Below are 21,099 nucleotides of genomic sequence, written 5' to 3' on the forward strand. Positions count from 1 at the left end.
AAATACCCAAAACAATTTTATCGTTGATTCTTGCAAATCTTACCTGTGAAGCAGGTAAGGAATGATTGATAGTTGATGTAACGCATATAACAATTCACTCTCGTTATACCAGAGTTGCAGAAGGATGAAATGAGACGTATAAAGAAGATTCAACAGTAAACTGTACTCGGTCTCGACATACACAACAACCCATGCAGACTAACTATACAATTGCTCAAGAATTGCTCAAGGCGTTAGCAGATCAACAGCGCAGAAAAACAACCTGTAATGCACGAAACTATGAAACGTATTATCTCGATAGAGATCTTTACAGACATAGCCAGGTTTGATTAATAGTCTATATCTATAGCCATGTAAAGCTTAATTAAGCTTTACCAAACAAGCCCTGCTCGTCTATGTAGTAAGCAAAATATACCCTAATTGATTAAATTTTATTACTGTAAAAGTTTACAAGAGAGGCATCAAGAGGAAGCATGATGCCCGGACTTGGAATTGAACCAAGGACACGGGGATCTTCAGTCCCCTGCTCTACCGACTGAGCTATCCGGGCAACGTGGCATTAAATCGTATTGATCGCATGGCGTCAATGCCTAATTTATCTTCGCGGTGCGTTTACTATGTTTTTAGATAGCCAACAAAGCCGATAAAGTGTCTTTCTTTTACATAAAGAAAGCTGCATCATGTATTCTTGTTCAGTAATTAAGGATACTTTGCTTTCATTATCTTTAATGATGCGGTAATCATATCATTTCTACTTTAAAAGTAAACATAAATTATTGACGTCTGTTGCACAACAAATAATAACTTTATCCGTAAAATATATCGCAAGCAATGAGACGTTCCGCTAAAAATCGATGCTGCGCTAAGCTATACAATGTACTTGTTACAACCTGTAGTCGTGTGATGTAGAACTGAATCTATCTACTATTTTCGGTACTGCTATTTAAATGTTCTCTAAGCCGCTAGGATGAAAGGATTTTTATTCAGGACAGATAGATATTCGTTGTTAGAGCGAATTTACTGTCATACAGTTTATGGTAATGATCGCCAATAATTTTTTATAGACAGCGCAGCTGTTACTGGTAGGGATCCTATTGCATAATAGTGCGAGTTTATTCATAACGACCTACTAAATAATCAATTCACCATATGGTAACAGATCGAGATTGCACTTACCCTGCAGGAGGCTTGGTCTCAAGCATATAAATCAACCCAAGATCTCGCGTATGCTGACTTAGTTTAGTGAAGTACAGACCCGCAACGCCAAGATGAAAATGGTTTACTGTCTTCAGGTAGAGCTAGCGTTTCGACTACTAGTAGTTGGCTGTGGTACTAAATGTAAATCATAATGGCGCATTGATCATCATCTATACTAGTCCTGATGCAGCGCAGCTCATCGCTCGGATGCTAGATTCGTTAGGAAAAACGGATGGAATCCTTGGCACTGTTGTCTGAATGATACTATTTCACCATATCCGCTCATGGTTTCTCAGTTAAGCAGCTGTATCACTGCATTCTTGTTTACTTAACCAGAAATTATGACTTCGTCTTCTGCCGCCTGTACTATCGGAGTCTGCTACGCTTAGGGCAGAGATGTCAGTCATTTTGTCAAAAAACATCACTGACGCGCTAGGTCATGACGATGTCGTCACCGAAAGAAATATCATGTTTGGTTGGTATATATAGTGCATGCGACACAGCTCTATGCCAGTTTTTTTGATGTTATTTACATATATTTTCCCACAAATTAGGAAATTGGTTTATTTTATTTATGATTGTCTGATATAAAACCTAAATGGCGGTTCTGATATAACGCTGGCGCATCCTTTTATTTTAATAGAAATACAAAATACAGCAGGAACACTATGATGCTCATTAACTTCAAAGAAAAACTTGAAAACTGAGATACTACGCATAAAGAAAAATTTGAAACGATATGACCTTAGATGAATAAGCAATTAATGAATTAGGCACTGGTTGGATAGGATCAGAAAGACGACTGGAAAGCATACTAGTGCACTGGTCATTTGCTACTAGCATAAAAAGCGGCCTCTTATTGCGCTGCCATCCTAAAGCGTTGTACTGTGTTATGGTTAACACAAAATTAAGTAGTTCAGGGATAGCGTCCCTCCAGTTAGGTGAACTGAAGTGATACTGTATGTTGTCTGAGAAGTTATCGGTAGGAATGATACGCTCACACGTTTCTGTACGAAAAAAGAAATTAAAAATAACATCACGTTAACGACGTCAGCAAAAGAAGGTATCTAAGCATGCGCAGTGAAATGCTTTTGCTATAAAAGATGAATCTTTGGAGTGTTTAATGATTTGTCTAGGGATTGCAGAAAAGAAGCAACACGTCTGTTTTATTTAATTTATCAGAGATTAATGTGATCTGGTTTTATTTATTATTTAGCATCTGAACTTCAGCGTCTGCAAGCTGTATTTAAAAAAACCTTCCATTTGCTACATACACTAAACAATCATCGGTAAAGTATTAGAAATTACACAATACTGCTCTAGCTGTTGATCGTCTAAGCAAAACTTTCTGTGTTTAACGTCTCTTTCATAAGAACATTGACTTTCAAAATAAGCAATAATTATGCACGACAAGACGATTAGATAGTGGATGGTGCGTACACCATAATCCCATCTAATAATTTCTTCATTGCTCTTTGATGGTTGAGATATCATTCTTTTTGTTGGCAGCTGGCAATACAGGCTACAGGCTGACGTAGTTGTCTGAGTAAACGCTCAACAGGCGCCGCCAGTCCAACAGCCGGAGGCTGAGCTAAGTTATACCAGAGTCCGCAGCTTTCATCCATCCAGCGCTGTATTGTACTAACTTTTTGCCGCATTGGCATGATATTCAGATGGAAATGACTATAGGTATGTCGAAACGACGGCATTGGTTCATAATGTCTGTCTGGCAAACCGCGCTGGGCTAGCCAAAAAGATAGCGCCTGCGGGTTGAAAAATTGTGGAAAACAAAATAGTCCGCCCCATAGGCCTACTGTCGGACGTTGTTCAAGCCACACGCGATCTCCATCCTGAAGCAGCAGGAACCAGGCAGTTTTTTCTGGCAAAATTCGCTTCAGTTTTTTTCCAGGATAGTTAGCCCAGCTATGGGTGGCGTAGGCTTGACAGTCCTGTTTCAACGGGCAAAACTCGCATTTTGGCCGCGAACGAGTGCAAACTATCGCGCCTAAATCCATCATGGCCTGATTAAATTGCGCCACTCCCTGTGCTGGCGTAACGCGTGCACTATGCCTCCATAAACGCTGTTCCACCTCTTTTTTCCCTGGCCAACCGATAATGCTATAATAACGAGCGAGAACTCGTTTAACATTACCGTCGAGAATAGGATAGTGTTTATTCAACGCCAACGACAATATAGCACCTGCAGTAGAGCGGCCAATGCCGGGCAGGGCGAAGATAGCATCAAAATCTTCTGGAAATTCGCCAGCATGTCGCTCACTAATAAGTTGAGCTGCTTTATGCAGATTACGTGCTCTGGCGTAATATCCCAATCCGGTCCATAAATGCAAGACCTCATTGAGCGGCGCCTCCGCGAGTTGGCCGACAGTGGAAAATTTGGCTATGAAGCGTTGAAAATAAGGAATAACAGTCAACACTTGTGTTTGTTGCAGCATAATTTCTGATAACCAAACCTTATACGGTGTTTTTTCCAACTGCCATGGCAACGTTTTACGGCCGAACTGCTGGTACCAATCCAACATGAGTTGTGCGTATAATGGCGCTTGCTTCATTGTTAAATGATTACCTTTTTTGCGATAACCCGCATTTTAGTGTCAGTTGTGCTATAGTGCGAATAATCTGTAAATAAGAATTATCCTCTGTTGCGTATTTGTTAAACACTACTATTTTTATATTATGTACCTTTGTAAATCACTTTGCTAAATTTTATGAATAACTATGTCATTTCTCCTGCATTTGATGAACATAGACGCGCGCGGCGACAAATTCGTAGTTTTGTTCGTCGACAGGGGCGATTGACCAAGGGGCAGCAGCATGCCTTAAACGCGCTTTGGCCAGCAATGGGAGTGGACTATCAAGCACAGCTACTCAATTTTACCACGTTGTTTGGCCGCTCAGCTCCAGTGACGCTGGAGGTTGGTTTTGGTATGGGAGCGTCACTGATTACTATGGCAGCAACACACCCCGAGCAGAATTTTATCGGCATTGAAGTGCACCTGCCTGGCGTTGGTTCCTGTCTTGCTGGTGCGCAGAAAGCCGGCGTTAGCAACTTGCGGGTGATGTGTCACGATGCGGTAGAAGCCATGGAACAGATGATTCCAAATGCATCTTTAGCGCTGGTGCAGCTGTTTTTTGCTGATCCCTGGCATAAAGCTCGGCACAATAAACGTCGTATCATACAGACGTCTTTTGTCGAGTTAGTCGGGCATAAACTCACCGTCGGTGGAATTTTCCATATGGTAACCGATTGGCAATCGTATGCCAAACATATGTTATCCGTGATGTCAGATGCCGTGTTTTTCCGCAATCTCTCCTCTACAGGCGACTATGTACCGAGGCCAGCAAGCCGTCCGTTAACTAAATTTGAACAGCGTGCTCAGCGATTAGGCTATAGTGTTTGGGATTTGATGTTTGTCAAACAGTCTGAACCATAGACATGACTTAAATTTATTGATTTACTTGTTATTGTTATGTTTAAAAGTATGCATAGTAAAATTTCGTGATATTTCACTGATGGAGTGAAACATAATACTCATTTGGCATCTGGAGCTCAACGCTACATCTAGAAGATGTCTTGACGTTTCAATTCCATTACAGTGCTCAATCGATATACATTAGATAATCAACATAGGTTTCTGATAGCGACGCGTTTAAGGATTACCGTTACAAGAATAGAGCTAGATCGCAATAATAATTTGGATTGTTGATATTGATATTATAAGCCGTACACCATCCGATGACCTTACTATGCCTAAATTATGTACGTTCAAGTGACTTTGCTCTATTCGTTAAGTGTATTTCGCTTACTTACATGACTGGTTGGATCTAACAATACCAGTTTCTATACCCTGCTGGAATACAATTTTGGACGGCGTTATTTGAATGTATCTTTTGAATCTCAGAAACGCTTATTTAATTATTAATATAATTATTAACTAATAAGACATAAAATATATATTTTCTATTATATTTTTATAATATATTACGCCTTTTTCTTATAGTCATATTTCAAATTTTTAAAAATTTCGATAAACTGCTCGTTAGTAAGCAATGAAGCACTTTGCTATTTTGTTAAATATAGATTACCTGTCAGCGTAAGCTAAATTATTTGTTTGCAATATTTCACATAGTTATCGATTTTATGTAAATATAATGTTGACCTGATGCCATTAAAATCATCAGTAATACTAAATGAAAATCTAACGTGCTTTTGAAAAACTGATAGAATACAAATAACATACAGAGATTAAAACATGGATAAATCGACCGATATTTCAGTTATGGTAGAGTCTTTATCACGTATCTATCATCGTCTGCGAAAGGAAGTGAACAGCCAGTTAGTAAACGAAGGTCTCTCGATGTCGAAAATGAAAATTTTGCATCTGATTACCACTGGTAAAACCAGCGCCACTGATATCAAAAATTATATGGGATTTTCATCCCGCACCGTGGTCACAGTGCTTGATGCGCTGGAAAAAGAGGAGATGCTGCAACGTCACCAAAGCCCTACGGACCGCCGGGTGAAGTATGTTTATATTACGGATAAAGGACGCGAGAAATTGCGCATCGCTGAAAAAATTCACAAAGTTATTCTAGATCGCATGTTCTCTTCATTATCCAAGATACAGTTAGAAAAATTTAGTGACATCTGTAATGCACTTGAAGCTCAACAAAAAGAATAAGCTTATGGTGTTATACAAGCGTTACCGGATGGTTGTATTGTGATTCACATTTACTGATATGGTGTACGATAAGATCTATTCGATAATCTTGTCATATATCATTGCTGATTTTGAAAATACTAATGTGTACTCGTACATACAGCTTGTTGAATTCAACACGATAGAAAAACAGAGTAGCCAAGCAAATGCTTGGCTACTCTGTTGCTTAATTGTCTTGTTAAATAAACTATATTGTTATAGGAACAAAGAACTTTCCAGTAAGCGTGACTCTTAAGTCTCTTTCCTAATATACATGTGTTATAAAGCTTAATTCAAAAGAATACGCAAGAACATATGTTGTGAATCCGCATCCGGTACGATCAAAGCGTGAGGGTTGTCAGTGAACAAAAACCATAACACTGCAGTGCTGAGATCAGTATTATTACTTAATGAAGCTTATAAGTTTCGTTCGGCTCTGTTTCGCTTTACGGATTACTTACGTCCATACATGCTTAACCTAAACTAACCAGGCGCGATGGGTAATAGCAAACCAGTGTTCCTGGCTTAGAAAGGGTGAGCACAGTCTACCGTGTCAGGCGTCTCTTCTCCTTTTAGATGAGGGCGAAAGAGTTTGTGTAAATACCGGCAGAGACACTAATTTGCCTTTGTAATTTAGCTTCCGCGATATCTTACCAGTTTGGCTATCCTTAATAGTGAAATTTTGAGTTGTAACTACGTTGTACTGTTACGTGCGTTACCAGCAACCGCAATAATACCAAGCTGCTGGTTTGATCGCCGACGACAAACCAATTGACAGTGAATTGATTCGGTGTTCATAAGGGAAAGTCTCATTATAATGAGTATTAGTAATGTCTTCCGGATTGCATCATAAACTGACAAATCCCTACGCCAGAACCAAAAATAAGAACATAGATTCTAGTGAAATAAAATTCCCATCATATAGCCTAGTCACCATAAGTTATCTTATAATTTTTATCCAAGTAAATTTAAATCCACTTTGCCAAAATAAATCTGCATAAGCGAATCACCAGTCCAGGCCACAATGATCTATGTCATGGATTAACTCGCGACTGGTGGTATTAGTAACGACGACGCCATCAGTCTTATGATGCACGACAAACTATCGGCGATCTGAATTAATTCCACTTCATTCATGTCGGGAGCTATTTTACCGCTACCTGTACATATTCTTATGGTAACACAGCTCTACAAATCTTCTACATTTGTCGGCGCTCATTAACCGGCTATACTTGTTGCAGTTTGACTAATGTTTCATTATACAGTGATATTCTCCGGCATGCCGGAACGGCGCTGCATGGCTTGTTTGACGATATGTTGGTTTATATTAGGGTCCACTAGTATATGACTAATGTTAGGTGGAAGATTAATCGGTACCGGCTCGTTAGAATTGAACTGCTCTTTGGTGGAAGAGAGCGGGTTGTGTACTTCTAAATAACATGAGCCATCCAATTCGATCGTAGCTTTTACTGGTTCATTGATGAATTGAACTCGGGTACCAACCGGTACGTGATTAAAGAGATATTCAATATCGTCGGCGCGCAAACGTACACAGCCGTGACTTACTCTCAGGCCTATACCGAAGTTGGCGTTAGTGCCATGCACTGCATACAGACGGCCTATATAGAGAGCATATAGCCCCATCGGGTTATTTGCGCCGGCTGGAAACACTTCTGGCAAAGTTTCACCACGCTCAGCATATTCTGTATGCATGGCTTTGGTCGGCGTCCAGGTAGGATAAGCTTTTTTACGTTGCACAGAAGTTACCCAATTGGTGGGTGTGTCTTTACCCAGCTCACCAATGCCAATAGGCAATACAATGACCGTTTTGGTGCCTTTTGGATAATAATATAACCGCATTTCGGCACTGTTAATTACAATACCTTCATGCAGGGTGTCGGGTAAAATCAACTGTTGCGGAATGATTATCTGAGTACCGGCGGTCGGTAGATAAACATCGACTCCCGGATTGGCTTCGAGCATATTGCTTAGTCCCATTTGGAACTGAGCGGCAAAATGTTCAAGGGGAAGCGTGTTCCCTTCAAGGACAGTGATTTGCAAATTTTCTCCTACCAGGCGGTTTTTCCCTTCTGGCAATGAATAAATAACGGCGAAGGCAGACTGACCATAAATAATTACAGCTATTGCCAATACCATACTATAGAACGCGTGGATTTTCATTTTATGAAGCACAAGATGTGATCATCTTACAAAATGTCAATGAATGTTGCCTCTGCATATAATAGTGCATTATAAGTGCTCAATTCTCGTCGTGAAAAACTAAACATCACTGGAATAGTGTAATGGTTTGTTCTGTGTAAACATCCTAATGTTATCCACATGTTGATGTAGCATAGAAAATTGATCGCTTGACCGTTGTTGTTTATCTTAGTATCAATTGTGTCTTAAATTTTTTATACCATAAAATGATTTCGTTGATAGAATGTTGTATATCAGTCTTAACAGCGAGAATAAAGCTGGAGCGTTTTCAAACACGGCTTAAAGATATAGCATTCCTGATGCCGAATGACCATTCAATTAAATTCCATCGGCTGCTTACAGTGAGTTCGAACACAATACTACATCTGCAGGCTATATTTGAAAACGCTCCAGCTTTATTCTCGCTGTTAAGCTTCTAAAGTAGAAGTACACCAAACTACCGTTGATAAGGAATATCAAGAATCACCTGTAATACTGTTCTACATATCCACAATAATGTAGCTACGTCACTAGCTATCCGCTGAGAATATTTTGCTTACTAGATATCAACTTTGCTACAAAAGGGATATATCACATTAATTTTTTAAATGCATATTGATGTGATCCGCTCACACTGTTAAGAGGATATAACACAACTGTCCGACGTGTTCCTTAAAAGACGCATAATTCCAGGTTCATCTATCACCGGAATGTTCAGCTTTTTTGCCTTGGACAATTTAGATCCCGCCGCTTTCCCTGCAATTAGCAGATCGGTTTTGGCGGAAACGTTGACACAGACCCGTGCGCCGAGCGATACCAACCAATTCGTGGTCTCATGCCGAGACATACTGCTTAGCGATCCAGTCAGAACAATGATTTTCCCAGCAATAGGATTGTTGTGTTCCGCGATGGACTTTGCCACAGGCTCAGGCCAACTAATACCACTTAATTTGCTCAACAGATCCTGAATCACGTCGATATTACGTTTTTGCTCAAAAAAATGGCGCACGTGAGTCGCGACAATGCTGCCAATATCTTGCACGTCCATCAGGGAATCTATATCAGCGACCATCAGCGCTTCGATCGTGCCGTAGGCAGAAGCCAAATTAACAGCTCTGGCTTCACCTACTTCGCGGATACCAAGCGCGTACAGAAAGCGTGCAAAAGTGGTCTGCCTGGCTTTTTCCAGCGCTTTCAGCAAATTTTGCGTTGATTTTTGTCCGATCCGATCTAGCTGTGTCAGGATTTTTTTATTTAACCGGAACAGATCTGCCGGGTTTTTCACCAACTTACGTTCTACTAGTTGATTAATGATCTTATCGCCCATACCGGTGATGTTCATCGCCCGGCGAGAAACAAAATGCTTTAGCGCTTCCTTAAGCTGCGCAGCGCAAACTAAACCTGCAGTGCAACGTAAAACCACCGCACTTCCTACCCGCTGGATATCCGAGCCGCAAACCGGACATTGCGTCGGAAACGTTACTGACCGCGCTTCTTTCGGCCGTTTAGACGTGACAACACTAACAATTTGCGGGATGACGTCGCCGGCACGTCGCACAATGACCGTATCGCCAATCATCAACCCCAACCGCTCGACCTCATTAGCATTATGCAAAGTGGTGCTACAGATCATAACGCCGGAAACTAGCACTGGATCAAGTCGCGCGACCGGCGTGATCGCGCCGGTCCTACCTACTTGAAATTCTACGTCGTGTACTCGTGCAAACTTCTCTTGGGCCGGAAATTTATAGGCAATAGCCCAGCGGGGCGCCCGAGCATTAAAACCCAGACGTTGCTGCCACGCTAGCGAGTCGACTTTTATCACCACACCGTCGACATCGAAGCCGAGTGACGATCTTGTCTCGTGTACCTGCCAATAAAAATCCATCACCGCTGCACCACCGGTGCAGCGGCGGATGCAGTTGCTAACTGGTATCCCCCAAACTTTAAACTGCTGCAAACGTTCCCAATGACTCTCTGGCAACTCGTTGCTTTCCAATAGACCAACGCCATAGCAATAAAAAGCCAGTGGCCGCTTGGCGGTAATTGCTGGATCTAACTGGCGTAAAGAGCCGGCAGCAGCGTTGCGCGGATTAGCGAAGATTTTACCCCCTTCTCGTATAGCGTTTTTATTTAGCTGCAAAAAGCCTGCTTCTGGCATAAATATTTCGCCACGGATCTCTAACCGCCGTGGCAAGTTTCCATGATCTTGCAAACGCAACGGAACGGTACGAATGGTGCGCACGTTATCGGTAATACACTCACCAGTAGTTCCGTCGCCGCGAGTGGCAGCCCGTACCAGCGCGCCGTTCTCATAAAGCAAGCTGACTGCTAGACCATCCAGTTTCAACTCACAGCAATAAGTTATGTCATCGTCACTCTTAAGCCTGTTGCGCACTTGCTTGTCGAATGCCAGAAAACCTGGTTCTTCAAAAATATTATCTAGAGACAACATGGGTACTTCATGGCGTACTTGTTCAAAACCACTCTGTGCTTGCCCTCCGACACGCTGACTAGGGGAATCAGAAGTTAGCAGGTCTGGTCGTTTAGCTTCCATCGTGCGTAGTTCCGCCATAATCTGGTCATATGTACTGTCAGGTACTTCAGGGGTGGCTTCTACGTAATATAGGTATTCCCAGTATCGTAGTTGCTTACGCAACTGCAGGATATATTGTTCAATTCGTTCCATGATGCACCATCAGCAGCAAAAATCTTTACAAGCGCGGAATAGTATTTAGCGACAAAATTCCGGTAAGTGATAACAGATAAGAGACTAGCTCCAGCTAGATGGAAAAGTTACAACTGCAAGAGTTCGGGCGAACAGTAACCAATACATCTTATAGATACAGGCATATATCAAATCCCGGCGTCTCTAGTACCTAATGAATGCGCATTTTATAGCTGTTCAGTGGCTACGTAATCATCTGGAGTTCATCGTTAAGCACCACACTTCAGAAATCATCGGCGATTCGCCGAGCGAATAGCAGCAAGTCCTGATAGGTCCACCATAGGAGGGAAATAGAGTTACTTAGCGTGGTGAAAGTAACCAACCATATTATCCGGATTGAACAAATCCGGCTTGATCATTTTAGTTAGTAAATAGCACTGGCCAGCTAGGTAAGATTAAGATGATGATGAAATACATCTATGTTTCAAAATTGAAAAACCGCCTGTAGCATACAGTTATCCTTCTCTTCCTAACGTTGTACCGTTATAGTTGGGGATAATACAGTGCCAGCATTACTTATTTCGGTATTTAAGCTGACCTTACCTTAACCGAATGCACTTCATCCGGCAGATACATGGGCTGCCTTTATCTGCTAGAAAAGGAGCAATAGTGTCATCTTGTTTCTTCCAGATGGCCGGATGGTCTGGTGAGAAATACGTCCAACGTCATGGTGGCGTCTCTGTAACAAGACGATCGAGAAAACTGCCGAGCACTTTTGCGAATGGTCAAAAACCATGCAAAATAACGCTACAATCACGTTTGTGACCGTAAGAATATCGGACGCAAATTCTATATTATAGCCATCTTAGCTGCTCTAGTGCTACATTTACCATATTGGACTGCCTCAGTTGACAGGATACTTTTAAATACAAGAGTTCATCAAGTTTTTTTTAAATCTCATGAATCCAATGTCCGTTATTTCCAGCGAACGTTACTTTCACACTACCTTGTTTTACCGAATTGTCAATTTTGTCTTAATCACAATAATGCTATAGCACACAGGTACTGTTTACGGGATGAATTATACGTTTAACCTACTTATTTACGTGTCGCAGTACTTATTACAGGTGCTGTCGTTACAAGATTTCAACCAGATCCCAATAAATTGAATTTGAATTCTTACCAAGATGGCAGAGATTAACTAATAAAAGGACCCTCTATCGTCGATTTGTAGTCAATGTGCGTCAGAATGTCGCTACTGTCAAAAGTCAGCGTCAGCGTTTTCTGCGAAACTGTTTTATCGCCTAGCTCACGGCGGAAAATATAATACCAAGTATTTGATCCGAACGGATCCTTCATCATTGGTGTACCAAGGATATAGATTGCTTGCTGTTTCGTCATATCAATATGAATCCTGGCGATGTCATCTGTAGTCAGATAATTGCCCTGATTGATATCGGGATGATAAACTACTCTCTCGAACACGGAACAACCTACGGTCAACATCATCACAATAACAGTAGTAATCAACGCCTTATAACTCATAATCATGATATTCCTTTTGAGAACAGGACGCTGATGAATAATAGACTCTGCCGGCGCTAGAACCTCTGCAAGGCCACCCATGTAACCTATGGTGAGAAAAATTATGCTTTTCTAAACGCAAAACAACGTTGTTGTGATGTCGTTTCCGATCAATAGGTGAATGTCGGCTCCTGAAAACAATCTTTTTATTTAATTTTGTCTAGTGCTAGCATTGCGTTTCGGTGGCATTACTGTTTTCGTTAGCATTTTCACTAATCAAAATAATGCTGCCTAACAGTATCTTGTATAAGATGAGCTTAGATACTAATAGACATGTTTCCACAAGATAGCTGCCATCAGCTCGCTGATATCTACGTCTAACCAAGGCTAATAGCCACCATGAGCTCTATGTGATCAGCATTTTCGATGTTAAGTTTCTCAGGCTGGAGATGCGGGAACTTTAAGCGTGATTGAGACAACTTCATTACTAGAATAGACGCTTACCGTTCACTTACTCAACGTCATTCTCACAAATATTTTGTCAAGAAGACGTTTTTGATAACCGGGATCAGCATAATCATGGCAGATATGTTAACTGTTATGAAGCTGTATTAGAAATTGGCTAATGCTCACGTAATTATGACAGCGAAATTAGGCGTTGTAGCCCTGCCTGGCTTATTACTCGGCGCGTCATGTATGCACCACGCTATATTCAAACATCTGGGCGACCTTTGTCGTACTATTACTAGTCTGGCAATAGCTGTCGAGTGCAGTCTGATCGCAATAAATTACTCTCTAATTATTAATGTGCACACAATTACGAAATTAGCCTAGTCAATTGAGCTAGCACAGTTGACTTCCTGCAATAAAGATACTGCTAAGATAGCAGTATCAGCTAAATTTAGAATAATTTTTCGACTAGCCTAATTTAATACTTAATGTATTAAAATAATTGTAATCATTTGGATGAATTAAATCGAGAGAATAATTGCTTCGACGAATAAAAATCTTCCACCATTTTGGATTGGCAGCGCTATCTGGCTATCACAACTGATTTCTAAGCCCGGCATCAATTTGGAAAATTTTAATCGAATTGTGCTGCTACCATGAATTACTAGCGGACGCGAAGACAGGATATGTGGAAACATCGGCACTAATGTAATTGCGTCCACCAACGGAGTTAATATTGGACCGCCAGCGGAAAGAGCATATGCTGTAGAGCCGGTTGGTGTAGCAATAATTAGGCCATCAGAACGTTGAGAAAAAGCAAAAGTATCATCAATATATACCTCGAACTCAATCATGCGCGCCATCTTGCCGGGATGTGCTACTACCTCGTTAATAGCGCTGCTTAAGCAGCTACAAGCATCGCCAAAGCAAACCTGGACTTCCAGCAAATGCGTTTTTCACTACGAAAGTGACCTAGCAGTACGTTTGATAATTGCACTAGCGCTGAATCTGGATCGAGGTCGGTCAAAAAGCCGAGATTACCGTGATTAATGCCAATAACTTTAATGTCGTAGCGTGCTAAAATTCTCGCCGCGCTTAGCATATTGCCATCACCGCCGACCACAATCGCCAGATCGGCCTGTTGACCGATATCAGCTAAATTACCAGTAATAGCTTCGCACAATTCTAAATCGCTGGCGATCTGATATTCAATGATAACGTAATATCCTTTTTTCTTTTAACCAATAGTACAGGGTCTCATGCGTAGACAACGCATTAGAGTGACGCGGATGGCCGACGATGCCGATTGTTTGAAAAGTGCTAGTCATTTGATTACTGATCCACTGCGTGTTTTTACAAGCTTCATTATGCGCTATCCCTTGAATCCTCGCTATTTGTCCCCATAATGACCTGACGAGCGAGAATAATGCTGAACCGCGGAGAAAATTCATGATGACTAATAAAGAACAGAACACCCCTGATCGGCCAGTCTTACAAGAGGGTGAAATAGAGAAAGTGCAGAAAGCCGAAACTTCTCCTGAGACGGTTGTCGTTGTGGATCCGCGCGATATGAATCTGCGCGATGAGCGTATTGCTGAATTGGAAGTAGCATTGAGCCAAGCACAACAACGTGAGCGCGATAGTGTGCTGCGCGCCAAAGCAGAAATAGAAAATGTACGGCGCCGCAGTAAACAGGATATTGAAAAGGCACATAAATTTGCGTTGGAACGTTTCGTCGGTGAATTGTTACCGGTTATCGATAATTTAGAGCGCACGTTAGATATGTCGGATAAAGCTAAGGCAGAGCTGGCCTCCATGCTCGAGGGGATTGAGCTAACGCTTAAAGCGTTGCTGGATGCTGTGCGCAAATTTGGCCTAGATGTGGTAGGAGACGTGCACGTGCCATTTAATCCTGAAGTGCATCAGGCGATGACTATGCTGGAGTCCGACGAGCATAAACCTAACCAGGTGATAATGGTGATGCAAAAAGGCTATACCCTTAATGGACGCCTTATCCGCCCGGCTATGGTTGCAGTATCGAAAGCTAAAAACTAATATGTTCCCCGCTTTCCGCGGGGCAATTCTGATCGTTGTCATTGATGGAAGCGTAGACCAGAAGCTGGAGGTCAGCGTTAAAGCTTGTCATCAAAAAACACAACATCGCAAGCAATATCTTTAAAACTTAAATTTAAGATGCGCCTAGAACCATACCATCTTACGTAAGTGTAGTACATAGCCTTTTTATAAGATCTTGTTTGAATCTACAAGTAATGTAATATGTTTAGCACCATCGATGTATGGTGGGATTTTATCGTATTCGCTATAGTCACCAAAAGTGCTTAGTGCAATTGTCTCACAACCTTGAGACCTGCTAGGATATTCTCCATCAAAAGTCAGCAAAACGTCTCCTGACAGCACAAAATAATCTGACAAGGGAGTATCGATATATATTGTAGCGATAAAGTTACTACAGATAGGGCTGAATAGTAGAACCGATACGGTTCGTGCTAGTGATCGCTGTAGGTATCATTATGGCGCTATCCTAGCGTGAGAACATCTGGGCTAATCGAAAAAAGAGTCTCGTCTGCCGGTTAGCGCTTTAGAACTAATACGGTAAAATGCAACCCGATAGCCTTAGATAGTCGCCGTCGATAATTTGACTACCGGATGGAACGTACATCATTGCCTGTATTACATAATCGGGTCCCTAGTCAGGAATTATGAGTGCGTATGTTATTCGCTGAAAGCGGGATACGTACTGCCGTCTCTTTTTACCACTATTTGTAGCCTGAAGATCCACAACCTTTCCGAGATGATCGCTATTGAAAATTCACTGCGTTGCAGGTTTTTAGCCGCATTTATATCACCTAGCTGAATGGATTAATGCACAAATCAGCGTACCGAAAAGTTATTTTAACGCTATACGTGAGGCGCAGCATGCTGCATACCCGAAACTGAATGGGCATTCGGTTGATGCTGCCTTGGACGACGACGGGAAATCTTTCTTGGCGCTGCGCGTATAAAGGTGCGACTGTGGATTGTCGCTGACGGTTTAACGACGTTCAATCTCCGGCGCACGTCGGCCACTACTTGAAAGTGGAAGAGATCAATGCCTTGGCGGACGATCCGCAAGCGCTTTTGTTGACATGCGCAATCGCTACAAATATGAGATAGGTCATTTTGACCAGGCTATTGAAATTTCTAAACAAAAAATCATAATGTATTATACCAGTTGTGAAAAGCCAGCGCCTGGATTATCGAATTCGTGTGTCACGGACGGAAACGAGGTTTGCCTCTGAGCAACGTTTTGCTGTAGTATGTCAGGAAGATCTGTTTTTGTCGCTGCCTTAGCAGCGTGCACGTTGCGCCGTTGGGAAAACGGGATAAAGATCTTTGATAAATCTCGTGAGCACATATCCGTAAAGGCTACCCATCAATGATGCCATGATGCCAACGCAGATACTTTCAAGGGAAAGTAAAGCGAGTTTTTTATTGCAGCGACAATCTTGCTTCTTTCCAAGAAGCTTTGGCCTGAAGTCGTTTCTGCTGCGTATCTTCGCTTGTGTGACTTGTGACCACTGACCACTTTCTTGTCTCGCGGATGCGCCGCCATTTAGCCTCACTTAGTTAGGCATTGAAAGCTCAGGCGATACGGGCATATATTGCCCGCCACCTCTGCCAGAAAATTGCCTTTATCGGCTTTACTACATCTGTAATACTACAGATGTAGTAAAGCGTAATATTTTCATCACTAACGAAAACGAAACTATCGCAACAACGATATCCGGTTAGGTAGGAGACGCCCGCCATCCCGGCGTTCACCGCTATAATTTCCACGACCGACACTCGGACTACTGCGACGTTCGCTGCCGCGCGATTGCGTTTCGCCGACGAACTGCATATTTATCGGTTTGTTGAAAATACGCGTACGAGTGAAGTGAGACAACATTTCACTCGACATGCTCTTCGGCAGTTCTATGGTCGCGTGCGAGGCGAATAATTTAATATTTCCAATATAGCGACTGCTGATATCTCCTTCGTTGGCAATCGCGCCGACGATATGACGGACTTCAACTCCATCGTTACGGCCTACTTCGATACGGTAGAGATCCATTGCGCCTAGATCGCGACGTTCACGGCGCGCTGGACGTTTGCTGCTTTCCCGGTACGTGTCGCGCTCACGGAACTCGCGGCGCGGGCGACGCGCAATTACCGGATCTGACGGCAGGATCAGTGGGCGTTCGCCTTGAGCCATTTTTAAAAGCGCCGCCGCCAACATTTCCATATCAGGTTCTTCCGTCGGCTGTAATTTTACCAGCAGTGCGCGGTATATATCAAGATCATTACTTTCCAGCTGATTTTGCACCTTAGCGGCAAACTTAGCTAAGCGACGGGTACTCAGCACTTCAGCGGTCGGTAGATCTACTTCCGGGATGGTTAATTGCATAATGCGCTCAATATTGCGCAGTAAACGGCGCTCACGGTTTTCCACGAATAACAGCGCTCGTCCAGCACGGCCAGCACGGCCGGTACGCCCGATACGGTGTACGTAGGATTCGGAATCTATCGGAATATCATAGTTTATCACCAGGCTGATACGATCAACGTCCAAGCCGCGAGCCGCGACGTCAGTAGCAATTAGAATATCCAAGCGGCCGTCCTTCAAGCGATTCAGCGTTTGCTCGCGTAGCGCTTGATTCATGTCACCATTCAAAGCGGCGCTATTATAACCGCTACGTTCAAGCGTTTCTGCCACTTCTAAGGTCGCATTTTTAGTTCGCACAAAAATAATGGCAGCGTCAAAATCCTCCGCTTCCAGAAAACGCCCTAACGCTTCATTTTTTCGTATACCCTGAACTGTCCAGTAACTCTGGCTGATATCAGGACGGGTATTCACGCTGGATTGAATGAGTACTTCCTGCGGCTCATTCATAAATCGGCGAGTGATGCGGCGAATTGCTTCCGCCATAGTAGCGGAAAACAGCGCGGTTTGATGCTCTGCTGGCACCTGTGCCAAAATGTTTTCAACGTCTTCAATAAAACCCATACGCAGCATTTCATCGGCTTCGTCTAGCACCAGTCCGCTCAAATTAGACAAATCCAGTGTACCGCGTTTTAGATGATCAAGCAGACGACCCGGCGTGCCAACCACGATCTGCGGACCTTGACGCAACGTGCGTAATTGCACGTCATAACGCTGCCCACCGTACAGAGCAATTACGTTGATCCCTTGCATATATTTGGCGAAATCAGTGAAAGCTTTTCCTACCTGTACCGCTAATTCACGAGTCGGTGCTAGAACTAGCACCTGCGGCGCGGCCAGTTCAGGTTTGATATTCTGTAACAACGGCAGGGAAAAAGCTGCGGTTTTACCACTGCCGGTTTGCGCCATCCCCAGTACATCGCGGCCTGCCAGCAGATGTGGGATGCAGGCAGATTGAATGGGCGACGGATTCTCATAACCGAGCTCAGTCAGCGCATTAAGGATAGGAGCTTTCAGCCCTAGAGCGGCAAAAGAGGTTACTACTTTAGACATGCACACGCGCCTCATTATTTCTTAATGGCGGCCAGTCTACATACCTCGTCGTGAAAATTTTCATCTATTTTCATCAAAAGTGTGAACAGGCTCAAATTATATTTATAATAAAACACTACACCTTCACAAAATAAAAAGGATGCAGTTTGTTGAAGTTTTATTCGTTAGCTATTGCTGGTTCGATGCTGAAAAGTTATATACCTCTTATTACTAACAACCGTCAATTCTAACAACGTTGGTTGGCGCGGCATGCTATTTGTTGCTTCTGCCTTGAGTCAACGCTTCTTTAATATTTTCAAACGGCTTTACGCACGTTATAAAAAACACAGTGCGCAGAAGCGCTCTTTGCGACCCTTTAAATCGTCCTACGATGAACGGTAGCTGATGCTATAACACAGAATAATACCACGTTAAATACTTGTTGAATCAATCCCTGGTATAGAATTATACGTTTCAACAGGTAAGAGCATTGCATGTTATCGCTCTTAGCTTAAGTCTATCGTGCCAAACAGACTATCGCAACGAACTACTAGAAAAAGCAAGATATCATTCCATGCTCGAATAAAGACATTGGATGAACGTTCTGTCCTTTATCTAAATTAAGTTTATTTTACTTTAGGTATCACAGACTCCTGGCCGGAAGAACTAGCGTCCTTAATACTTAGGCGAATGCGACCCTGTCGGTCCATTTCCAGGACTTTAACTGGGACTGCTTGGCCTAGCGCTAGACAATCAGCCACTTTCTCTGTGCGTTTATTGGCGATCTGAGAGATATGCACAAGCCCTTCTTTGCCACCACTAATAGCAACAAAAGCGCCGAAATCTACGATGCGGGTCACTTTGCCATTATAAGTGCGGCCTACTTCGATTTCGGCGGTAATTTCTTCGATGCGACGGATAGCGTGACGGGCTTTATCGCCGTCGGTAGCCGCCACCTTTACGGTTCCGTCATCTTCGATTTCTATTGTCGTGCCGGTTTCTTCCGTCAGCGCTCGGATAACCGAGCCGCCTTTACCAATTACATCCTTGATCTTATGGGAACTAATTTTAATAGTATGTATGCGAGGCGCGAATTCGGAAATATCGCCGCGTGGAGAACTGATCGCTCGCTCCATCACGCTTAAAATATGCATACGTGCACTCTTGGCCTGATTTAGTACTACTTGCATGATTTCGCGAGTGATACCTTCAATTTTAATGTCCATTTGCAGCGCAGCTATACCTTCACAACTTCCAGCAACTTTAAAATCCATATCACCAAAATGATCTTCATCACCTAAAATATCAGATAATACAACAAAGTTATTACCTTCTTTCACCAGACCCATGGCAACACCGGCAACGGCCGCTTTAATGGGCACCCCCGCGTCCATTAGCGCCAGCGACGCTCCGCACACAGAAGCCATGGAAGAAGAACCGTTTGACTCGGTGATTTCCGATACCACGCGCACAGTATACGGGAATTCGCTAGCGTTTGGCATTACAGCTAAAACACCGCGCTTAGCTAGACGACCGTGGCCGATTTCTCGCCGTTTCGGCGATCCTACCACACCAGTTTCACCTACGCAGTACGGAGGGAAACTATAATGCAGCAAGAAGCGGTCTGTCCGTTCACCTGTCAATTCATCAATATTCTGCGCATCGCGCTCGGTACCTAGAGTAGCAGTGACCAACGCCTGAGTTTCACCTCGAGTGAATAATGCTGACCCATGGGTGCGTGGCAATACGCCGGTTCGTATGTCCAAGCTACGAATCATATCTTTTTCACGTCCGTCAATACGCGGTTCGCCACGCAGTACACGACTACGCACGATATTTTTCTCTAGTATCTCTAAGAGGTCCTTGATCTTATATGAATCTAATGTTTCATTTTCTACCGTTAAGGCTTCAACGACATCGGCCTTAACAGCATCAACCGCGGCATAGCGCTCTTGTTTTTCAGTGATGCGATAAGCGTCGCCTAAACGGGACTCTGCTAGTTCGGCGATACGCACCTGCAGGTCGACATTAACTTCTTGCGCCTGCCACTGCCATTTCGGCTTGCCGGTTTTAGCCACTAATTGATTAATGTTATCGATCACGATCTTCTGCTGATCGTGCCCGTAGACTACGGCGCTTAGCATCTGATCTTCGTTCAGCAGCTTCGCTTCAGACTCTACCATTAGAACAGCGTTCTGCGTACCGGAAACTATCAGATCCAAACGGCTTCTGATTAATTCGTCTTGAGTCGGGTTCAGAGTATACTGGTCATCAATGTAACCAATACGTGCGGCGCCAATAGGGCCGTTGAACGGGATACCGGACAAGCTCAGCGCAGCGGAAGCGCCAATTATTGCTACGATATCGGGGCTGACTTGCGGGTTAACCGAAACTACGGTAGCGATAACCTGCACTTCGTTCAAAAAACTCTTCGGGAATAGCGGGCGGATAGAACGATCAATCAGACGAGAAATTAGTATTTCTCCTTCACTCGGACGGCCTTCTCTCCGGAAAAACCCCCCTGGGAAACGGCCCGCGGCGTAGGTTCGCTCCTGATAGTTGACAGTAAGCGGAAAGAAACTCTGTTTCTGCTTTGCTTGTTTAGCACTCACGACAGTTACAAACACCGCTGTGTCATCCATGCTTACCATGACTGCGGCAGTTGCCTGGCGGGCCATCATACCTGTTTCTAGGGTGACGGTATACTGACCGTATTGAAACTTGCGAACAATCGGATTTAGCAAAATGATGTCCTTTTTTTAAAGTGCGTAGCGCTTTCATCAAAGCGCCTACCGTTGTTAACTAACACCTTCTCATCGGATCCTCGC

10 protein-coding genes, 1 tRNA gene and 2 pseudogenes are annotated in these 21,099 nt (G+C 43.2%); 4 read left to right on the forward strand and 9 right to left on the reverse strand.

Features of this window, described 5'->3' with window-relative positions; all coding sequences use genetic code 11:
• Nucleotides 1-477: 477 nt before the first annotated feature.
• Nucleotides 478-550, reverse strand: a tRNA-Phe gene (locus tag A4A68_RS02835).
• 640 nt (nt 551-1,190) lie between these two features.
• Between A4A68_RS02835 and A4A68_RS03615 the strand changes: the two are divergent.
• Nucleotides 1,191-1,519: pseudogene (locus A4A68_RS03615) on the forward strand (transcriptional regulator ArgR); the annotation flags it as partial.
• 1,168 nt (nt 1,520-2,687) lie between these two features.
• Here the strand turns inward: A4A68_RS03615 and mutY are convergent.
• Entirely contained in the window at nt 2,688-3,767 is a 1,080-nt protein-coding gene (mutY, locus tag A4A68_RS02840) for an A/G-specific adenine glycosylase (RefSeq protein WP_067566369.1), read from the reverse strand.
• A gap of 156 nt (nt 3,768-3,923) precedes the next feature.
• On the opposite strand from mutY, the gene trmB reads away from it, so the two are divergent.
• A complete protein-coding gene (gene trmB, locus A4A68_RS02845; protein WP_067566372.1) occupies nt 3,924-4,649 on the forward strand; it encodes a tRNA (guanosine(46)-N7)-methyltransferase TrmB in 726 nt (241 codons plus the stop codon).
• Nucleotides 4,650-5,468: 819 nt separating this feature from the next.
• Complete coding sequence (locus A4A68_RS02850; RefSeq protein ID WP_067566375.1) at nt 5,469-5,897, forward strand: MarR family winged helix-turn-helix transcriptional regulator; 429 nt, start codon at nt 5,469-5,471, stop codon at nt 5,895-5,897.
• A gap of 1,275 nt (nt 5,898-7,172) precedes the next feature.
• On the opposite strand, the gene A4A68_RS02855 is transcribed toward A4A68_RS02850, so the two are convergent.
• The 4 genes and pseudogenes from A4A68_RS02855 to nadK form a co-directional block, all read right to left on the reverse strand.
• Nucleotides 7,173-8,096 (reverse strand): L,D-transpeptidase family protein, encoded by a 924-nt coding sequence (locus A4A68_RS02855; RefSeq protein WP_082800157.1) that lies wholly within the window; start codon nt 8,094-8,096, stop codon nt 7,173-7,175.
• A 655-nt stretch (nt 8,097-8,751) separates the two neighbouring features.
• Entirely contained in the window at nt 8,752-10,803 is a 2,052-nt protein-coding gene (gene ligA / locus A4A68_RS02860; protein ID WP_067566378.1) for an NAD-dependent DNA ligase LigA, read from the reverse strand.
• A gap of 1,176 nt (nt 10,804-11,979) precedes the next feature.
• Nucleotides 11,980-12,327 (reverse strand): outer membrane protein assembly factor BamE, encoded by a 348-nt coding sequence (gene bamE / locus A4A68_RS02865; RefSeq protein WP_067566581.1) that lies wholly within the window; start codon nt 12,325-12,327, stop codon nt 11,980-11,982.
• 897 nt (nt 12,328-13,224) lie between these two features.
• Nucleotides 13,225-14,084, reverse strand: a pseudogene (gene nadK, locus A4A68_RS02870) (NAD(+) kinase).
• Nucleotides 14,085-14,208: 124 nt separating this feature from the next.
• Here nadK and grpE point away from each other — a divergent pair.
• Complete coding sequence (gene grpE, locus A4A68_RS02875) at nt 14,209-14,811, forward strand: nucleotide exchange factor GrpE (protein ID WP_067566584.1); 603 nt, start codon at nt 14,209-14,211, stop codon at nt 14,809-14,811.
• 1,711 nt (nt 14,812-16,522) lie between these two features.
• Here grpE and A4A68_RS02880 read toward each other — a convergent pair.
• The 3 genes from A4A68_RS02880 to pnp form a co-directional block, all read right to left on the reverse strand.
• A complete protein-coding gene (locus A4A68_RS02880; protein WP_067566381.1) occupies nt 16,523-18,292 on the reverse strand; it encodes a DEAD/DEAH family ATP-dependent RNA helicase in 1,770 nt (589 codons plus the stop codon).
• A 14-nt stretch (nt 18,293-18,306) separates the two neighbouring features.
• Nucleotides 18,307-18,366, reverse strand: coding sequence for a protein YrbN (gene yrbN / locus A4A68_RS03940; RefSeq protein WP_408605384.1), 60 nt, complete (start codon nt 18,364-18,366; stop codon nt 18,307-18,309).
• A 531-nt stretch (nt 18,367-18,897) separates the two neighbouring features.
• Complete coding sequence (pnp, locus tag A4A68_RS02885) at nt 18,898-21,015, reverse strand: polyribonucleotide nucleotidyltransferase (RefSeq protein ID WP_067566383.1); 2,118 nt, start codon at nt 21,013-21,015, stop codon at nt 18,898-18,900.
• Between the last annotated feature and the right edge of the window lie 84 nt (nt 21,016-21,099).

It is taken from the genome of Candidatus Doolittlea endobia, from assembly GCF_900039485.1.
Taxonomy (GTDB): Bacteria; Pseudomonadota; Gammaproteobacteria; order Enterobacterales; family Enterobacteriaceae; genus Doolittlea; species Doolittlea endobia.